The sequence below is a fragment of the Yersinia enterocolitica genome (assembly GCA_002082245.2).
Taxonomy (GTDB): Bacteria; Pseudomonadota; Gammaproteobacteria; order Enterobacterales; family Enterobacteriaceae; genus Yersinia; species Yersinia enterocolitica_E.
Window position 1 is genome coordinate 1,445,016 of sequence record NBTC02000002.1, and the last position, 19,255, is coordinate 1,464,270.

A 19,255-nucleotide genomic window follows, 5' to 3' on the forward strand; every position below is an offset into this window, starting at 1 on the left:
ACCTTCCCTACACTCAACTCACTTACTGGAGGAATCCATGCCTGCATCGTACACGTCGTCGAAGACTTTACCCCCCGAGCCTTTGACGCCGGAACAGGTGAATGCGCGTTATCGCTATTGGCGGCCGCGCCTGATGGCCGCCATGGTGATGGGTTACGCCGCCTTTTATTTAACGCGTAAAAGTGTCAATTACGCGATGCCAGTGATGCAACTGGAACTGGGGTTGGACAAAGGGGATATCGGCTTACTCGGCACCCTGTTTTACCTGGCTTACGGCGGTTCTAAATTTGTCTCCGGTATCGTCAGCGACCGGACTCAAGCCCGCTGGATTATGGGCATCGGCCTGATGATGACCGGGGTGCTGAATGTGGTGTTCACCCTATGCCACACCCTACCCGCACTGTTAATTGTGTGGACCTTGAATGGCTTCTTTCAGGGATGGGGCTGGCCGCCATGCGCCAAATTGCTCAGCACATGGTATTCACGCAGTGAACGCGGTAGCTGGTGGGGATGCTGGAATACCTCTATCAGCATCGGGGGGGCGGCAGTGCCTCTGCTGTCTGCCTTTCTGGCTTCGCACTATGGCTGGCAAGCCGCACTACTGGTACCGGGTGCGATAGGCATCGTATTAGGGATTTGGCTGTGCTGGCAGTTGTGCGATAAGCCGCAACAGCAAGGTTTGCCGACTATCGGCCAATGGCGGCGCGATCCACAGGATCAATGGCAGGAGCAACAAAGCCCGCCGATGCCGATGGGGCGTATTTTACGTGATGCCATTTTAGGTAATCGCACCATCTGGTTGCTGGGGGTCTCTTATGTGCTGGTCTATTTGATCCGCATTGCTCTCAACGACTGGGGCAATATCTGGCTGGCGGAGAGCCATGGGGTCAATTTGCTCAGTGCCAATGCCACGTTGTCGTTATTTGAGTTAGGTGGATTATTTGGCGCGCTGTTTGCTGGCTGGGGATCAGATCTGTTATTTCGTGGTCAGCGGGCACCGATGATTTTGTTATTCGCGCTGGGGTTATTTCTGACTATGACCGCGCTGTGGTTGGCACCGGTACATAACTATCCGCTGCTGTCAGTGACATTTTTCAGTATCGGTTTTTTTGTTTTCGGGCCGCAAATGCTCATTGGATTGGCGGCAACGGAATATACCCATAAAGACGCCGCCGGTACGGTCACTGGATTTCTCGGATTATTTGCCTACCTCGGTGCAGCACTCGCGGGATGGCCACTGGCGCAAGTATTGCAACATTATGGCTGGCAAGGCTTTTTTGCCTTACTGACGTTGGCATCAGCCGGGGTTGGGTTGCTATTAATGCCGCTATTAATGACCGGTATGAATTTGTCGGGGTTGGAACCCGCGCAAAAGAGATTCGCCCCACAAGATAAAGATAATCTTTAGCCCGCAATGGAACGCAGGTGAGTAGCACCTAAAAAAGAAAATAAAACAGTACCTTACGTGAAGTCAGCACGACCTCTACCCTACAACATCAGCCCGACCTGTCACCCCGTATCGGCGACAAAAAGGGATAAAAGGATAATGTTATGAAACTCGCACCACTCTCAGTTCTGATTGCCGCCGGCCTCGCCCTGAGCGCCTTGACTACTGTCGCCAAAGCCGAAGGCCGTCTGGTGATTTATTGCAGTGCCACCAATGCGATGTGTGAAGAAGAAGCCAAAGCCTTTGGGGCAAAATACGATGTAAAAACCAGCTTTATTCGTAATGGTTCCGGCAGCACGCTGGCCAAAGTGGATGCTGAGAAAAAGAACCCGCAGGCCGATGTTTGGTATGGCGGCACTCTGGATCCACAATCTCAAGCGGGTGAAATGGACCTGCTCTATCCTTACCAGTCACCTAATCTGGCGCAAATAATGCCGCAGTTCCGTGATCCGGCCAAACGCAAAGGTAACTACTCTTCAGCGGTTTACATCGGCATTTTAGGCATGGGCGTGAATACCGACCGCTTGAAAGAAAAAGGTCTGCCAGAGCCAAAATGTTGGAAAGACCTGACCAACCCAGTTTACAAAGGTGAAATTCAGATTGCTGATCCACAAAGCTCCGGTACCGCCTACACCGCGTTGGCAACTTTTTCACAATTATGGGGTGAAGATGCCGCCTTCGATTACCTGAAAAAACTGAATGCCAACGTGTCGCAATACACCAAATCCGGTATTGCCCCGGCCCGGAATGCTGCCCGTGGCGAAACCACAATTGGTATTGGCTTCCTGCACGACTACTCGCTGGAAAAAGAGAAAGGTGCACCGTTGAAATTGATCTCGCCATGTGAGGGTTCCGGCTATGAAATCGGCGGAGTCAGTATCCTAAAGGGCGCTCGTAATCTGGATAATGCCAAGTTATTTGTTGATTGGGTGTTGTCAAAAGAGGCACAAGAACTGGCATGGCAAAAGGGCCAGTCCTACCAGATTCTGACCAATACCACGGCGGCAACCTCACCTAACTCGCTCAAGTTGGATGATCTGAAGCTGATTAACTACGACATGGACACTTATGGTGCCACAGAAATGCGTAAGAAGCTGATCACCAAGTGGGTCAACGACGTCAAGATGGGCCAATAAAAGCCCACAAAGGACTCCGACTCATATAAATAATTTATTTCTATAACCGAGTCATTGGCGTTGCAGCAAGGCAGCAAATGAATAACAGATCGGTCGGGGACCGGTTTGCATAGCATTTATGCCGGTTCGCAAGGTAAGCGAACATTGCTGTAACGCCAGGGACAAAGGGTATCTGGGGAACACCATGACACATGCACATGCTCTGCGGCTCCCGCAGACACGGGATGCTATTTTCTATTGGCTGGCTTTCGCCGTGGCTGCTTTTGCCCTATTGCCCGCGTTTAGCCTGGATTACGGCCTGCTTGAGGCCAGTCGTTCGGAGCTACTGGCCTCTTATGGTTGGTCTGGCCTTAATATCAGTACGCTGTGGTTTGGCCTGCCGTTACTGCTGCTTTTCAGGCCATTGTCACCCGTTGGTCGCGAACATCGCTACCGCCATCTGTTTGATGCAGGCTATGCCTTATTCTGCGCACTGCTGGTGGTGGTAAGCTCAGCCTGGCTCGGGCGCGGGTTAGGATTTGCCACTATCGGGCTGTTTATCGCTCTGGGGGCAATCATTACTCTGGCGCTGGCGCGCCTTGAATGGCTGGGTGGTGACCGTTTTGTACTCGGATCACTGGTGACTATCATTGCCCTGATCACCGTTTTTATTCTGTTCCCCAGTATTGCCATTTTTATCCCGATCTTTACCGATGAGAGTGGCGCTTTTGCACCGTGGCAGTTTATGGCAATCCTCGGTCAAGCGCATATCCTGCAAGTTATCTGGAATTCGTTCCTGCTGTCGGTGGCGGTTGGCATAGGTTGTACCTTTTTCGGTATGGTGCTGGCTATCTATACCACGCGTATTGCCAAACGCTCCGCTTTGCTGGGGCGCATCTTCTCAATTCTGCCTATTGTTACCCCACCCTTTGTCGTCGGGCTGGGTGTAACCTTGATGATGGGCCGCTCCGGCTATGTGACAGAGTTGATGGTCACTTGGTTCGGACTGACCAATACCAACTGGTTATATGGCTTCACCGGCATCTGGCTGGCACAAGTTTTAGCCTTTACGCCGATGTCATTTATGATCCTCGATGGCGCAATCAAAACTATCCACCCGTCGCTGGAGGAAGCCTCTTATACCTTGCGGGCCAGCCGTTGGCAGACCTTTATGCAGGTGTTTTTACCCTTGCTAAAACCGGCATTGGCCAACTCATTCCTAATCGTCATTGTGCAATCACTGGCTGATTTCAGTAACCCATTAGTGTTGGGTGGTAACTTTGACGTGCTGGCTACCCAAATCTACTTCTATATCACTGGTGCACAACTTGACTATCCAGCAGCCTCCACGCTGGGGGTTATCTTGCTGATGTTTTCACTGTTTATCTTCTGCATTCAGTATATGTGGATAGGTAAACGCTCTTACGTCACCATTTCTGGTAAGTCTTCTCGGGGCGATGTCCAGCCATTACCGGTATCACTGGTGTGGGGCACCACCGCCATGCTGTATGTGTGGATTGCCTTTAACGTCTTACTGTATGGCAGCATTTTCTACGGCAGTTTCACCGTCAACTGGGGGGTCGATTACACCCTGACGCTGAATAACTTTAATCAGCTATTTGGTCAAGGTTTCAGTGACGGCGCATGGCCTTCTCTGCTCGATACGCTGCTCTATGCGGGTATTGCTGCCCCTATCACCGCCGCCTTTGGTCTGCTGATTGCCTATATCGTGGTGCGCCAACAGTTCCGTGGTAAAAAAACCATCGAATTCAGCACCATGTTGTGCTTCGCGGTACCGGGTACAGTCGCGGGGGTGTCCTATATTCTGGCCTTTAACAGTGCCCCGGTGTACCTGACCGGTACTGCCGCCATCGTTATTATCTCTATGGTGATGCGTAATGTGCCGGTAGGGATACGCGCGGGGATTGCCGGGCTGGGACAACTGGATAAATCATTGGATGAGGCATCACTTAGTCTGCGGGCGGGTTCGCTGCGTACGGTGATTTATATTCTACTGCCGTTGCTACGCCCGGCGATTCTATCGGCGCTGATTTACAGTTTTGTGCGCGCCATGACTACCGTCAGTGCCATCGTCTTCCTGGTAACACCTGATACACGGGTCGCCACCTCTTACATCCTTAACCGGGTGGAAGATGGCGAATACGGTATTGCCATCGCTTATGGTTCGATTCTGATTGTGGTCATGCTCGCCATCATCTTCCTGTTTGATTATCTGGTTGGCGAAGCGCGTACTGCCCGCTCGAAAGCCAGTAATGCTGAATAATGACGTACTGATAAGGCTGAATGCTATGTCTACTATAAATACAGTATCTACTCAAAATAATCTGTCAGAGCAAAAGACAGTCACTGGCGATAAGAAACATTTCGTCGAGCTAAAACACGTCACCAAGCGTTTTGGTAGCAATATCGTGATTGACAGTCTCAATCTGGCTATCCCTAAAGGGGAAATGGTCACCCTGCTGGGGCCATCGGGTTGTGGTAAAACCACGGTATTACGGCTGGTTGCCGGGCTAGAAAAACCGTCCGGTGGACAAATCTTTATCGATGGTGAAGATGTGACTGACCGATCTATCCAGCAACGGGATATCTGCATGGTATTCCAGTCCTATGCCTTGTTCCCGCACATGTCACTGGGCGAAAACATTGGCTATGGTCTGAAAATGCTGGGCCGGCCGAAAGATGAGATTCGAGATCGTGTACAAGAAGCCTTAGCGTTAGTCGATTTAGACGGCTTTGCCGATCGCTTCGTGGATCAAATATCCGGTGGGCAGCAGCAACGTGTTGCGCTGGCAAGGGCACTAATCCTCAAACCTAAAGTGCTGCTTTTTGATGAACCGCTCAGTAATCTGGATGCTAATTTGCGCCGCAGCATGCGTGATAAAATTCGAGAATTGCAGCAGCAGTTTAATATTACCTCGCTGTATGTTACCCACGACCAAAGTGAAGCCTTTGCCGTGTCTGATACCGTGCTGGTGATGAATAAAGGTAAAATAATGCAAATTGGTGCGCCACAAGAACTGTATCGCCATCCCGCCTCGCATTTTATGGCCAGTTTCATGGGTGACGCTAACGTCTTTCCAGCCACTATTCACAGCAGTAGCGTTGAAATCTTCGGTTATCACATTCCTAAACCACAGGGATTTGCCGCCCAACGGCAACAGTCCACCGTAGGTGTACGACCAGAGGCTATCACGCTAAGTCAGCAAGGTGAGCCAAGCCAGCGGTGTACTATTAATAAAGTGGCTTATATGGGGCCGCAATATGAGGTACTGGTGGATTGGCAAGGTCAATCTTTGCTATTGCAAGTAAATGCCACACAACTGCAACCCGCCCCCGGTGACAGTTATTATTTGCAAATCCATCCCTATGGCATGTTTGTTCTGGCTGATACGCCCCAGTAGACTTGTTGGCGAGCAGCGTAACAATACGTTGCTCGCTCTTTCGTTAAACAATCGGCCGTTTTTTGCGCAAGGATTGAGCTAAAAGCCAAAATTCTCAATAAGTTGCGCAAACTGTAAGCAAACAATCCAAATTTACTGTTTCCCCTTTGACATGTTCCTCATACCCCGCTATTATTCGCCCCGTTCACACGATTCCTCTGTAGTTCAGTCGGTAGAACGGCGGACTGTTAATCCGTATGTCACTGGTTCGAGTCCAGTCAGAGGAGCCAAATTAAAGAAGCCCGCTTAGGCAACTAAGCGGGCTTTTTATTTTAATCCTGTAGATTCACGCTCCGCCGCAGTTTTGCGATAGTTAATGTATTATCATTAATTGCATTAGGTTACCATCCGCAAACCATTATCAGATAGGACCTATCTCCCTGATATTCATACTAGAATAACCCACACAATAGATTATAGAAGTTTCCTACACCCTACTCTGAAAAGTCGTATATATTTACATTTGGAATTATAAATTAACTATTTCTTCTCTGTTTTTCTGAATAATCTATTTTAAATTTAATAAAAAAATTCCTAATTCGTTTATAATCAATTCACTAGGCAGAATAAGGTTGCGGTGATGAGTTGACTTCAGCGGGCTATACATGAGTAAGAATCTTTTCTTGATAATCTATAATTAGAGATTAGAATCACCGAAATAGTACTTTGGGCATCGGCAGCGTGGTTCTTGTTTATCTCGTCTTGGGTAATCATTTGGAGTCGATCGGTGCGAGTGAGGAGCAGTGAATTAACTCTGCGAATCCCAAGATATAACGATTTACGGAGAGAACATGACAAAATCAGTGATGATAGTTGATGACCACCCGGCTATTCGTGTCGCCATTCGTGCATTACTATCACAAAGTAACGAATTTTCAACCATTTACGAATCGGTTGATGGCAGTGAAGCCTTAGAGATTTTAAAAAACAACCCTGTTGATCTGGTTATTATCGATATTGAGTTACCTAACTTCGATGGTTTCTCATTGTTGAAAAAACTACAGCAACGTGGATTTACAGGCAAATCATTATTCTTGTCCGCCAAGAATGAGCAAGTTTTTGCGGTACGGGCATTACAGGCCGGTGCCAACGGTTTCATCAGTAAAAATAAAGATATTAGCGAAATTCTTTTTGCTGCACAGAACGTATTACGTGGGTATTCTTTCTTCCCCTCTGAAACGTTGACCCAATTAGCCGGGCAACCTTCCAGCCATGATCCTGTCAATCGGGCGCGGTTGTTGTCAGAACGAGAAATTAATGTTTTACGTTATCTGGTGAATGGTTTGTCAAATAAACAGATTGCCGACGAAATGTTTATCAGTAACAAAACTGTCAGTACCTATAAAACCCGCATCTTGACCAAATTAGGGCTAAGTTCCGTAATTGAACTGGCAGATTATGCGCATACCCATAATTTGGTATAATTCAGGCGGCTCAGGTTTACCACGGGCAATCTTATCTTTACCGAGTAGGTTATCTTTGCGAATTCTTCTTTACTGTTTGCTGTTGCTTAGCGGGCAGCTTAATGCCGCAATGATGACCGGTCGTCAGGGGTGCGATACTGGGCAGCCATTGACGATACACAGTATCGCTAATAGCTACAGTGAAGACCTATTACTGACACCTTCCACGGACACTCGCCAATCAAGCCGGCGCACGGTGAAAGTGGGGGTGGTCATGGATGCCAATACTCCTTTTGTCGTTAACCGTGATGATAATGCCATTGAAGGTATTGTTGCGGATTACCTGAAAATAATCAGTGATGCCAGCCAATTATCTTTCCAGATGATCGGTTATTGCGATTACGGGTTAGTTTTGAATGCATTGGAAAATGGCCAGATTGACTTAATGGCCGGGACACCTATGCCCCCTCAGCCGGGGCTGATAGCTTCCCATGCCTTCTTTACCAACCGGCATGTCGAAGTTCGCAGCAAAAATTGGGACCCGACCAAACGTACCCACCCAGAAACGGTGGCTATCGTTAATAACGAGCCACTCTCCCCTGAGTTTTTATTTAATTATCATGCCGATAAAATTGTTGCCTACCCCAACCAATTGCAGGGGTTGTTGGCTGTCGCCTATGGTAATGCCGATGTCTTTGTCGCGAATGCCACAACAGCTAACTATCTGATTGATCAGTTACAATTGCTGACGTTGCAAATTCGTAACTTTGCGCCTTATCACCCTGCCCCTTACACATTCCTGGCGAGGGAAAGTAATCAAAAGCTGATTGACTACATTAATCAGATTTTAGAATTATTACCGACCCGCGCGACCGGTGATATTCAGCAACGCTGGTTTGGTAGCAAACATCATTACAATATTGATGCCAAGTTACTGTTGACCGAACAAGAGGTGAGCTGGATTCAGCACCATCCGGTGGTGACTTATGTCGCCCCACTTGATCTGGCACCACTGATATTCCGCGATCGTCAAACCGGACAAATGGCCGGTTTCTCAGTCGATCTTATCGATATTATCGCGCGCCGAACCGGGATTAAATTTGAACCGGTTTATACCAAAGATACCGGTGAAGGGGTGCGTGATTTTATCGCCGGTAAAACCGATTTACTGCCGATTGTAGCCGTTCGCAACGGTATGTATGGTAACAACCTTTACTCCTCACCAGTAGCTCAATCCTTATGGGGAATATTGACGCGCGAAGATCGCCTGGATATCAACAATGTGGCAGATCTAGCAGGAAAGCGCGTGGGGATACAAGCGGGTAGTGCTTCTGGCGGGATTATTGGTAACCCCCTGTTAGCTCAAAAGATTACCTTTGTCCAAGCCCCGGATACCATGACACTGGTGCGTTGGTTGCAGCAAGGTAAAGTGGATGCTGTCGTTAAGAATATGATGACCGCCAACTACCTGTCAGCTCAGAATTTTAGCCCGAATATAAAAACGGTCGCGGTTGCAGGTGAAGAACCGCTGATGATGGCATTTGCCATCCGCCCAGACCTGCCCGAATTAAAAGCCATTATTGATAAAGTAATTGAATCTATTCCACCAGAAGAGTTAGACAACTTAATTAGTGAATGGAGTACCTTCAAGCCTAAGCCAATAAGTTTTGATGAAGACTCATCAGATAATGAATGGCTGATGATGGCGTTGAAAATAAGTTCAGGGCTATTGTTGGTCTTCGGTCTATACCTGTGCTATCTGGTGTTCAATAAGCGCCGCCAGGCCAAGTTGCTACATGCCCGTTTGCTACAGCAAGAATCGATTATCAATGCATTGCCCTTTGCGGTCTTTATTCGTACAACCAATGCCGAGTTAGCCGTTTATAACAGCCACTTTGCTGCGGCTCACCAAGATAAGCTTCACGATTTGCTCAATCAGGATATTGAACAAGCCAACTGGCCGATGACCAGTCCGCTTGATCGCGAGATAGATAAATACTGTCGTTATGTATTACAGGACAGAAAACCACAAATGGTGGATTTATCTCTTGAAATCAATGGTGAGCTACGGGATATCTTCCTATGGATTATTCCACTGGACAATGCCGAACGCAGTTTACTGGGCGGCTGGCTGGACATTAGCCAACGTAAAACCGTTGAGCGTGAGTTAGAAGCGGCCCGTGTCGAAGCCGAAAGCGCCAACCGGACCAAGAGTACGTTCCTTGCCACAATCAGTCATGAACTGCGAACGCCAATGTACGCCATTATGGGCTTATTGGAGCTGGAGATCCGCAGCTCCCAGCCGGTTGATAAAGATACACTGATTACCGTGTCCAAATCAGCTCAATCGTTGATGTTACTGCTTGATGACATCATCGACTCTGCCAAAATTGAAGCCGGCCAACTGAGTGTTCACCCTGCGGTGGTAGATTTCCGCCAGGAAATGGAACGGATGCTGACTATCTATCAACCCATCGCCGATGAGCGTGGGCTTCAATTCTCGGGTTGGCTGGATGACCAAATCCCTCACCTGCTGATGGCAGATATGCTCAGAGTGCGACAAGTGATGGGTAATCTGTTAGGTAACGCGTTGAAATTTACCGAACAAGGTAGTGTTTCGGTGGATGTGACTTGGGAGCCGACGGATGATAAGCATGGCGTAATGAATATCGATATTACCGATACCGGTATTGGTATTTCTCCAGCGGCACAGGCCACGCTGTTCCAACCCTTTAGCCAGGCGAATGAAGGTAAATCACCCCGTTTTGGCGGCTCAGGGCTAGGGCTTTGGATCTGCCATCAATTGATTCATAAAATGGGCGGGCAAATCAGCTTAGAAAGCCAGCTCGGCAAAGGCACCAGTTTGTTTATTACTTTACCACTGGAGATTGCCACTGCTGAGGATTTACCGCCAGATGCGACTATTCTGCATGCCGATGAAAAGCAGTTGGACCAGTTGAAAAATCTACGTGTTCTGGTGGTGGATGACCTTCCGGCCAACCGCCAGTTACTTCAGCAGCAATTGGCCTTTATCGGCATCGAACAGGTGATGAGCGCAGAAAATGGCGCAGAAGCCTGGAAAATATTGCAACATTACAGTTTTGATATCGTCATCACCGATTACAACATGCCGCTGATGAATGGCTATGAACTTGCCGCCCATATCCGCAATAGTCCGGCAATGAAGGAGATGATAATCATTGGCTGTACCGCAGATGCGCGGGAAGAGAGCGTAACTCGCTGTTCTGATGCTGGTATGAATGATTGCATGGTTAAACCGGTGACTATTGACACCTTACGCACTGTTTTGCTCCATCAACAGATTGTCGGTAACGATGTCGAGGCGAATTATCATCACACTACCGGCGACGATGGTCCCAATGCGATGGAGATGAGCCATCAGGAAAATAGGAACTCAGCCGCGGACAACAGTGAGACCCCAAAAACGCAACAGCCCCCTATTGTCGCAGCACAAGATAAATTGAAATCGCTCTCGGGTGGCAGAGCTGAGGTAGAGTTGCAGTTATTACAATCGTTGCTGGAAAGCAATGTGCAGGATACTGCCGCGCTAACGAAACTGTTTGACCATCTGATAACGGATGATAGCAGTACGAATGCTAGCGATATTTATAACGAAATGGCAACGTTGGTGCACCGGATCAAAGGCGCGGTACAACTGATTGATGCGCAAGATCTGGTAGATTGTTGTATCAGATTCGAATCCCTGTTACTCGCTCATGATAGGCCAGCAGTCATTTCACTTGGAGCAGACTATCTGAAACAGTTAACGGAGACTAATCAGTTATTAGTTAAGCTGGTTGCCTCATATGCCGAAATAGATAGCGATACCCCCGATTAAATAAATATTTAAAGAGTGCTTTCATCTAAAGCCCGCCAGTACATACTTGGTGGGCTTTTTTATTTATCAAGTAATCATTCCTGCGTGATAGCAAAAACACAATTTCATATTTAATTAAAATAAACAACATAAGATATTGAAATTAAAATAATTTATAGTTTTTACTTTTTTTAATCGACTAAGTTCCTACACCTTTTGTGGGAAATTTCACATATAAAACAAGGACGCCTCTCATTTTATCTGTCTCTATTTCCCCCTACACTAGCCTCGGCCCGGATACCAAATAGCACAGCTCAATCGCGGCTGACTTTATTCAACTTAATGATCGCTCATTGTGATGAATGCTAGAGGTCTCCGTACAACGAAATATAAATTATAAAATTAAGTAGGAATTAAATGGGAAAGACTCTAATGACGTTGGTGCTACTTACCCTGCCGGGTATGGCGTTAGCTGCAACCTCAAATAACACTATCAAGTTTCAGGGAGAGGTAGCCGAACAGACTTGCATGGTGGATATCAATGGCACAGCTAACACCCCGGTAGTTTTGTTACCAACAGTTTCGACCAGCAACCTGAATCAAGTTAATTCAGTTGCAGGTAAAACCAATTTTACGATTAACCTAACCGGCTGCAATATCGCCATTCAAGACACCAAGATCAGTTCGGTTTTTCAGGGGATGAACGTCACTTCGGCGGGTAATTTGGGCAATGTGGGTACAGCTCAAAATGTTGCTATTCAGTTACTTGATACCAATGGTGCCCCAATTCGCATGTCTGGTGGCAGTGTTGAAGTACCGGGGATCACCTTGGTCGCCGGTGCAACCTCAGCATCACAGGATCTGGCGGCTCAATATATTACGGAAGAAGGTCGTGCGACCGCCGGGAGCGTTATTGCTTCCGCACAATACGCGATCACCTATCCCTGACTATTCATGAGATCCAAGCCATATCATGAATACGTTGCCAATCGGTAACGAAGCCGAAACAAACCAGAAGTATCAAGGATAAGTAATTGCTATGACACTGATTGCCCACAGAATGATCGCCTGCTCGTTGCTGCTGCTCAGCGGCGTACCCTTATGGACGCAAGCCAGTGTTGTCATGACCGGTACTCGTATTATTTATCCCGAAGGTACGCGGGAAAAAGTAATACAGCTCAGTAACAAAGATGACCATCCGAATTTAGTCCAATTATGGATGGACGACGGTAATAACCAGTCTTCGCCATCAAAAAGTGATGTCCCTTTCACACTGACACCACAGATATTCCGTATGGAAGCCCAAAGTGGGCAAGTGGTACGGTTGTCATATATTGAGCGCCATTTACCCAAAGATCGTGAATCAGTTTTCTATCTTAACTTCTTGCAGATCCCCGCGTTAAAAGCAGATAAGCAGACCGAAAACAAACTGGTTTTGATCGTTAATAACCGAATGAAAGTTTTTTACCGCCCTGCGGCATTAAAAGAAAATGTCGATACATTAGGTGAAAAGATACGCGTTACTCTGGATGGCACTAGCGGTGATAAAATCAAGATAAGTAACCCGACGGGTTATTATATCAGCCTGCGTGATGCCAAATTGGTCAGTGATGGGAAAACGATTTCGTTCGCCACCAGTGAGATGTTCTCGCCCAATTCGACCACTGATTTAGCCTTACCCGCTGGGGTTAAGGCCAAAAAGGGCGAAGTGCTGACGCTGAACGTGGTTAATGATTATGGCACCAACATTTCCACGAATTATCATTTGTAGTCCAGCCGTGATGATAATCCAGACGGTGCCCAGTTATAGAGATAACCAGTGAGGTTTGCTCCCTGGTTATCCTATTTGCTAACGCACGGTTTACTGGCGAGCCATTTCGTGTCAGCAGCAGAGCAGAGTAATCAAGACGAATATGTATTTGAGGATGCGTTAGTCCGCGGCTCAGCGCTCGGCTTAGGCTCCATCTCCCGCTTTAATAAAAAAGACTCCTATCAAGAAGGCAAATATCAGGTTGATCTCTATATGAACAACAATTTTGTTGATCGTATAGAAATGATATTTATTGCAAAAAATGATGCGGTTATTCCCTGTTTGTCAGTCGCACTACTGCAACAAGCCGGCGTCACTGAGGAGGCGCTGAAGAACAGCGACCCAAAAGATGACTGTCTGGATTTTAAAACCACCTTGCCGGCCAGTGACTATCGCTTTGATTACGCCAAGTTGCGCTTCGACTTGTCGGTACCACAGCTGTTCGTTAAAAAAGTGCCGCGTGGCTATGTTGACCCCCATAATTTAACCTCGGGGGATACCATTGGTTTCAGCAATTACAACTTGAACCAATATCACGTGGGCTATAACAAAGATGGAATTAAGCGTTCAACCAACTCAACTTATCTCAGCCTAACTAATGGTATCAATGCTGGCATGTGGCGCTTGCGTCAACAGGGTTCATTGCGCTATGACCCTACCCGAGGAGCCGACTGGACCTCTAACCGGCTATACAGCCAACGCGCGCTGCCCGCCATAGGCAGTGAAGTGACCTTGGGCCAAACGTTCAGCGCTGGTCAGTTTTTCTCCAGCTTGGGTTTTAACGGCATCGCATTGGCCACTGATGACCGCATGTTGCCTGAATCGCAACGCGGCTATGCCCCTATTGTGCGAGGGATTGCCAGAACCAATGCCAAAGTCACGGTTTATCAAAACAATCGGTCTATTTACCAAACCACTGTGTCACCAGGACCGTTTGAATTTAATGATTTATCAGCCACCAATTTCGGCGGTGACCTGACGGTAGAAATTCAGGAAGCGGATGGCAGCGTAAGCACCTTTCAGGTGCCATTCTCTTCCGTGCCGGAGTCGTTGCGCCCCGGTTATTCCCGCTATAGCTTCGCCGCTGGGCAAGTGCGGGATCTGAGCAGTAATGAAGTGTTCAGTGAACTGACTTATCAACGAGGGGTCAGTAACGCCATTACCGCCAATACCGGGCTACGCGTGGCATCAGGTTATCAGGCCATCATGCTGGGGGGAGTCTTTACCCACTATATTGGTGCCTTAGGGCTGGATGCTACCTATTCGAATGCCAGGCTAGCGGATGACAACAGTGATGGTGATGAACGGCAGCAGGGCTGGATGGCGCGAGCCTCCTTCAGCCGCACGTTCGAAGCTACCAATACCACATTATCCGTGGCGGGTTACCGCTATTCTACCGAGGGTTATCGCGATTTAAGTGATGTTTTGGGGGTACGTGCAGCCCGTAATGGCAAAGTCTGGAATTCAGATACTTACCGGCAACGCAGCCGGGCAGAAATATCGATGAATCAGAGTTTTAACAGCTACGGTTCTCTGTATTTGACCGCGTCTTCACAGGATTATCGCAATGACCGCAAGCGGGATACACAGTTGCAATTAGGCTATGCCAATACTCTGTGGCGCGATACCAGTTTCAATATTGCGGTCTCACGACAAAAAACCGGGGGCGGCAGCAACGAAACCTCCTTTGTCGACCCCGGTAGCGGCATGCCAGCGGCTAATGGTGCAAATATTCTTGGCATCAGCGAGACTGTGGTGCAGATGTCGGTCTCATTCCCATTAGGTGGTAGTGCGCATGCGCCGTATATCTCCGCCGGTGCTGTCAACAGTAAGCTCAGTGGCGCCAGCTATCAGACCTCATTATCCGGTGTGATGGGCGAGGACCAATCCTCCAGTTACAGTATGGATTTTGCCCGCAGTGAACAAACGAAAGAAAACACCTTTAGTGGCAGTTTACAAAAACGGCTTCCTGTCACTAGTCTGAGCGGCAGTGCGTCCAGCAGCCCTGGTTATTGGCAAGGTTCAGCCAGCGCCCGTGGGGCAGTGGCCTTCCATAGTGGCGGTGTCACACTGGGACCTTATCTGAGTGATACTTTTGCCCTGATCGAGGCCAAAGGCGCCAGTGGTGCCAAAGTGATGTATGGCCAAGGTTCAAGTATTGACAGATTTGGCTATGCACTGGTGCCAACACTCACCCCGTATCGCTACAACACCATTACGCTCAATCCTGATGGCATGGATTTCAATACAGAGCTTCAGGATGGTGAGCGGCAAGTTGCCCCCTTTGCCGGCTCAGCAGTGAAAGTCACTTTCCGCACTCTCAGCGGTTACCCGGTACTCATTACCGTCCGGCTGGCTGATGGTAGTCAGTTACCTATGGGCACCGTGGTATACAGCACGACTGCCGACAGCGACAACAGTGCTCAGCAGCAAAAGAACGAGGTTGGTATGGTTGGTCAGGCCAGCCAGGCTTATGTTCGGGCTGAAGGAACCCGAGGCACACTCATTTTAGTATGGGGCGATGCTACCGATGAACGCTGCCAGTTAAATTACGACTTAGGCACGCCCAATAACGATAAACAGTTATATAAACTCGATGCCTTGTGTGTCGTTACCCAGCATTGAATCAGAGAAACAGTATGAATCCTATAACGACTCACTACGCCAGGTTATACCGATACAAGCCCCTATTCTCACACTATATGGGGTTATTCTTTTCACTCGCATTACTGAGCACCAGCTTACCCAGTTATGCACAATGTGTTTGGAAAGGCGCCAATATCGGTGGTGATAACTACGGTGCGTCCTTGCAATTAGGTAATATCAATATAACCAGTAATTACATTCAGCCTGTCGATTCAATCCTTGCCTCCAGCATTATCAGCTTGGTACCCGCCCGTTTCTGGTCAGACCCAGAAGCGGTTATCTATGAATGTGATGTGGCCGATAAAGACAGTTTATTTGAAGTTTTTGCGACTAATGGCGACAGTAATGTCGGCGGCTACAGCAATATGGGTGATAACTATTTTCAGACTTTCTTCCCCTATACCGCATTGAAACTGACTCATGTTGATACTGGCGTCGAATTCACCCGCATCTGGCAGCAGGTCCCGTTGAGAAAGTACGACGTAGTCGGGAATAAAATTCAAATTAAGGGTAAACATTTCAGCCAAATTCGTGCTGAGCTAAAAAAAGTAGGTTCTGTAGACCGCACGCCCGGCCCTTCCAGTTGGGGATGTTCTGGTCCTGCGGCTGATAACTATTCGGGTAGCTATTCCTGCAATCAACCCAACGGTTACGTGGTATTCAAAGGGCCTGGCATGCCAGTACCGGAAACCGGCTATGACTCAGCAACCAATTACCAAACATGGGGAAGTGGCCGCTATATGGCATTTGGTATGAATACCTCTCCGGTCTCTGCCCTGACACGCAAAAATACCTGCGTAGTACGTAACGTCACACCTTATGTGGTTTTCCCTATTATCACCGTGAACGAACTTAATGATAATCAATCACGCAGCGCGGATATCACTGTCGATATCGAATGCCAGTCGGGTACGGAATCTGGCATTAATAGTGGGCAAACTGCGCTGGGCATCCAAACTTCATTACCCGGTTATCTGAAAGCACAAGGACTCGGGTTAGTAAACGCAGCCGGCGGCGTGAGTTATCTTTTATCAGACCACTATGGTACTGACAAAAATATAGCCACCGGCGTGGGAATCAGCCTGAGTGACAGCAGCGGTGCGGCAATGAATTTTGTTGGTTGGGGAGGATGTGTCAGTAATTGCAATGCCAATACCAACGCGGGTTGGTACCCGGTACTCACGGGTGCCAGCGCTAATGGCAGCAATGGTGCTGGTTATGATAACTATTCACATCACTTTGTCGCCACCTTGAAAAAATTACCTAACGGCACGCCTACTGCTGGCAAAGTCGATGCGACCGCTTACGTTTTGGTGAAGATACAATGAGACTCCTCTGCCTATTTTTACTGATGTTGAGCATCAGCCAACACACCATGGCCGGTTTAGTGGCAGGTTCAACCCGCATGATTTATCAGCCTGAATCGCGTGAGCGCACCCTGATGTTGGCTAATACCAATGATTATCCGGTCGTGGTGCAGACCTGGATTGATGATGGCGATGTGGACAGCACTCCCGATCAGAGCAAAGCGCCTTTCATTGTCTTGCCTGCTGTTTTTAAAATGCAGGCAGGAGCGGCTCAAGGGCTGCGCATTATCAATAAAGGTGACAATCTGCCGACAGATCGAGAGTCTGTTTATTGGCTCAATCTGTATGAAATTCCGCCTAAATCCCGGCGTAACATCGATGCTCAAGCCCAGGTTGCTATGGCGATGAATACCCAAATGAAAATATTCTACCGGCCTGATGGGCTAACGCCGAAACCGGCTGAGGCAATGAAAAAAGTCAGTTTTACCCTTAAGAAGAAAAACAAAGAATACATTCTCACTGCCCATAACCCCACACCATACCATGTATCTTTTGGTCAGGTTCAGCTAGAAAACCAACAACAACGCTTTCTGATAGCACAAGAGATGGACATGATGGTCACACCCTTTGCTGAACGCCAATATCATTTTGAACAGCAGCCTACCTCACTCAATGGTGAAGTAACCTTGAACTATGTTTATTTTGATGATGCTGGTAATCAGCTAAAAAACAGCCAGTTAATAAAAGTGACGTTGTAACGAATTACTGTTTTCACGGATAATCGCAGAGGAATTGCAGCGCTCATGTAATTCCTCTGACAATGCTGGCTACCCGCCGCGAAATTATTACCCTATTGAATTTAGGGGATATTTTACACATGTCCCACTTATGTTGCTTATGTCACTAAAACACACTGCTAAAAGTGTCTTTCCTACTGATTAGCGGGGTTAAATACATAACCTCGGCGTGTAATGTGCGCTTTTCGGTCACTACCGAGCCAATCACCTTCCCCAATACAAACTCGCCTCTCCGCCTTATTAAAAATAACCTCATTTGGCGGGATAACTCACGGGAAAATAAACAAGTTTGCTGAAAAACAAGCCAATAAGCTCATTCTCTCAGCAAACGCACATTTTTAGTGTTTTTCTACTTTGACAAACGTCACCACCCTCGCTATTATTCGCCTCGTTCACACGATTCCTCTGTAGTTCAGTCGGTAGAACGGCGGACTGTTAATCCGTATGTCACTGGTTCGAGTCCAGTCAGAGGAGCCAAATTTGTGTTTTCATGCATCTTCACGAATCTTTATAAGATTTAGATTCAACGAGTTAGTGTGAAAAGTCTTCCCGATGCATTTTCATTTCCCCCTCCGCATCGGGCAAGATTGGTGGTCTGATTTGGGGTCATTTCAGTTCGATTATGGAGTGACCACACTATGTCTCTGAACGACACTAAAATCCGCAGTCTCAAGCCTTCTGAAAAACCTTTCAAAGTTTCCGATTCACACGGTTTGTACCTTTTGGTCAATCCAAGTGGTTCACGTTTCTGGTATCTTAAATATCAAACCGAATCAGGACCATTGACCACGGATTCCATGCCATGGCCTGTAGTGCCCTGATAGAATCTGGTCTGTGGTCATAGAATGCAGTTGAACGCCAGATGAGTCATCAGGAACGCAACAGCCTGACCGATAACTCTTTGATAACAGCAGACCCTGTAGTTCCAGTCCCCCTGAATTATTTAGCGAATTTCTCAGCTTCTTCGTGAGTAGTGATGAAGCTTTCGCCAAAACCAATCGCAATAAAAACGCCCACGATATAGCCTGCTAGCTTACTGTTTAGAATTTTCTTGAGCATCAATCCCCCAATTCAGAGAAGTCATTATCCTATACCCTTTTAAAATATTGGAGAAGACCCACAATAGTGCAGCCCTATAATTTGAATTATCTTGCAAAAATACACGTACTTTCAGCGATAATGAGTAAATGACATGGTCAAAAGGAAAATTGCCCCATGAATACCGGATTTATCCTGCTCTGCATTTACGGAATTGGGGCTATTGCCTCTACCCTCATCATCTTTCCACTAACACGTGATCAGAGCTTAGCAGTAAGGTGCTTATCATCATCTCTTATCGGATTAACGTGGCCCTTGAGCCTGCCAGTTGCCTTACTGCTTTCGATATTCTGATTAATAATACAGATGGATAAATAATCAGGCCGAATCACT

The 19,255-nt window shown here is 47.6% G+C and carries 12 protein-coding genes, 2 tRNA genes and 1 pseudogene; all 15 read left to right on the plus strand.

Annotation, left to right across the window (positions count from 1 at the left end; genetic code table 11):
• Nucleotides 1-37: 37 nt before the first annotated feature.
• The 15 genes and pseudogenes from A6J66_007995 to A6J66_008065 all read left to right on the plus strand — a co-directional run bounded on the left by A6J66_007995 (nucleotide 38) and on the right by A6J66_008065 (nucleotide 19,216).
• Nucleotides 38-1,408, plus strand: a complete 1,371-nt coding sequence (locus tag A6J66_007995) for an MFS transporter family glucose-6-phosphate receptor UhpC (protein ID PNM24145.1) — start codon at nucleotides 38-40, stop codon at nucleotides 1,406-1,408.
• A 143-nt stretch (nucleotides 1,409-1,551) separates the two neighbouring features.
• Complete coding sequence (locus A6J66_008000) at nucleotides 1,552-2,583, plus strand: hypothetical protein (protein ID PNM24146.1); 1,032 nt, start codon at nucleotides 1,552-1,554, stop codon at nucleotides 2,581-2,583.
• Between the two features lie 184 nt (nucleotides 2,584-2,767).
• A complete protein-coding gene (locus tag A6J66_008005; protein ID PNM24147.1) occupies nucleotides 2,768-4,846 on the plus strand; it encodes an iron ABC transporter permease in 2,079 nt (692 codons plus the stop codon).
• A gap of 61 nt (nucleotides 4,847-4,907) precedes the next feature.
• A complete protein-coding gene (gene fbpC, locus A6J66_008010) occupies nucleotides 4,908-5,984 on the plus strand; it encodes a TOBE domain-containing protein (GenBank protein PNM26932.1) in 1,077 nt (358 codons plus the stop codon).
• Between the two features lie 193 nt (nucleotides 5,985-6,177).
• Nucleotides 6,178-6,253: transfer RNA gene (locus A6J66_008015), tRNA-Asn, on the plus strand.
• Nucleotides 6,254-6,814: 561 nt separating this feature from the next.
• Nucleotides 6,815-7,447, plus strand: coding sequence for a DNA-binding response regulator (locus A6J66_008020; protein ID PNM24148.1), 633 nt, complete (start codon nucleotides 6,815-6,817; stop codon nucleotides 7,445-7,447).
• Nucleotides 7,422-11,285, plus strand: a complete 3,864-nt coding sequence (locus A6J66_008025; protein PNM24149.1) for a sensor histidine kinase — start codon at nucleotides 7,422-7,424, stop codon at nucleotides 11,283-11,285. Before A6J66_008020 ends, A6J66_008025 begins: the two co-directional genes overlap by 26 nt.
• A 396-nt stretch (nucleotides 11,286-11,681) precedes the next feature.
• Complete coding sequence (locus A6J66_008030; GenBank protein PNM24150.1) at nucleotides 11,682-12,212, plus strand: type 1 fimbrial protein; 531 nt, start codon at nucleotides 11,682-11,684, stop codon at nucleotides 12,210-12,212.
• Nucleotides 12,213-12,303: 91 nt separating this feature from the next.
• On the plus strand, nucleotides 12,304-13,035 hold the full coding sequence (locus A6J66_008035) for a molecular chaperone (protein PNM24151.1): 732 nt from the start codon (nucleotides 12,304-12,306) through the stop codon (nucleotides 13,033-13,035).
• 48 nt (nucleotides 13,036-13,083) lie between these two features.
• A complete protein-coding gene (locus A6J66_008040) occupies nucleotides 13,084-15,699 on the plus strand; it encodes a fimbrial biogenesis outer membrane usher protein (GenBank protein ID PNM24152.1) in 2,616 nt (871 codons plus the stop codon).
• A gap of 104 nt (nucleotides 15,700-15,803) precedes the next feature.
• Entirely contained in the window at nucleotides 15,804-17,048 is a 1,245-nt protein-coding gene (locus A6J66_008045) for a hypothetical protein (protein ID PNM26933.1), read from the plus strand.
• Nucleotides 17,045-17,785, plus strand: a complete 741-nt coding sequence (locus A6J66_008050; GenBank protein PNM24153.1) for a molecular chaperone — start codon at nucleotides 17,045-17,047, stop codon at nucleotides 17,783-17,785. Before A6J66_008045 ends, A6J66_008050 begins: the two co-directional genes overlap by 4 nt.
• A 440-nt stretch (nucleotides 17,786-18,225) precedes the next feature.
• Nucleotides 18,226-18,301 (plus strand) — tRNA-Asn (locus A6J66_008055).
• A 161-nt stretch (nucleotides 18,302-18,462) separates the two neighbouring features.
• A pseudogene (locus A6J66_008060) lies at nucleotides 18,463-18,591 on the plus strand (integrase).
• 448 nt (nucleotides 18,592-19,039) lie between these two features.
• Nucleotides 19,040-19,216, plus strand: a complete 177-nt coding sequence (locus A6J66_008065) for a GhoT/OrtT family toxin (protein PNM24154.1) — start codon at nucleotides 19,040-19,042, stop codon at nucleotides 19,214-19,216.
• Nucleotides 19,217-19,255 lie beyond the last annotated feature (39 nt).

Excerpts from the sequence above, each read along its gene's own strand:
- A6J66_008020 (PNM24148.1), top strand. The coding sequence starts at position 6,815 with ATGACAAAATCAGTGATGATAGTTGATGACCACCCGGCTATTCGTGTC.
- A6J66_008005 (PNM24147.1), top strand. The coding sequence starts at position 2,768 with ATGACACATGCACATGCTCTGCGGCTCCCGCAGACACGGGATGCTATT.
- A6J66_007995 (PNM24145.1), top strand. The coding sequence starts at position 38 with ATGCCTGCATCGTACACGTCGTCGAAGACTTTACCCCCCGAGCCTTTG.
- A6J66_008035 (PNM24151.1), top strand. The coding sequence starts at position 12,304 with ATGACACTGATTGCCCACAGAATGATCGCCTGCTCGTTGCTGCTGCTC.
- A6J66_008065 (PNM24154.1), top strand. The coding sequence starts at position 19,040 with ATGAATACCGGATTTATCCTGCTCTGCATTTACGGAATTGGGGCTATT.
- A6J66_008025 (PNM24149.1), top strand. The coding sequence starts at position 7,422 with ATGCGCATACCCATAATTTGGTATAATTCAGGCGGCTCAGGTTTACCA.
- A6J66_008050 (PNM24153.1), top strand. The coding sequence starts at position 17,045 with ATGAGACTCCTCTGCCTATTTTTACTGATGTTGAGCATCAGCCAACAC.
- A6J66_008000 (PNM24146.1), top strand. The coding sequence starts at position 1,552 with ATGAAACTCGCACCACTCTCAGTTCTGATTGCCGCCGGCCTCGCCCTG.
- A6J66_008030 (PNM24150.1), top strand. The coding sequence starts at position 11,682 with ATGGGAAAGACTCTAATGACGTTGGTGCTACTTACCCTGCCGGGTATG.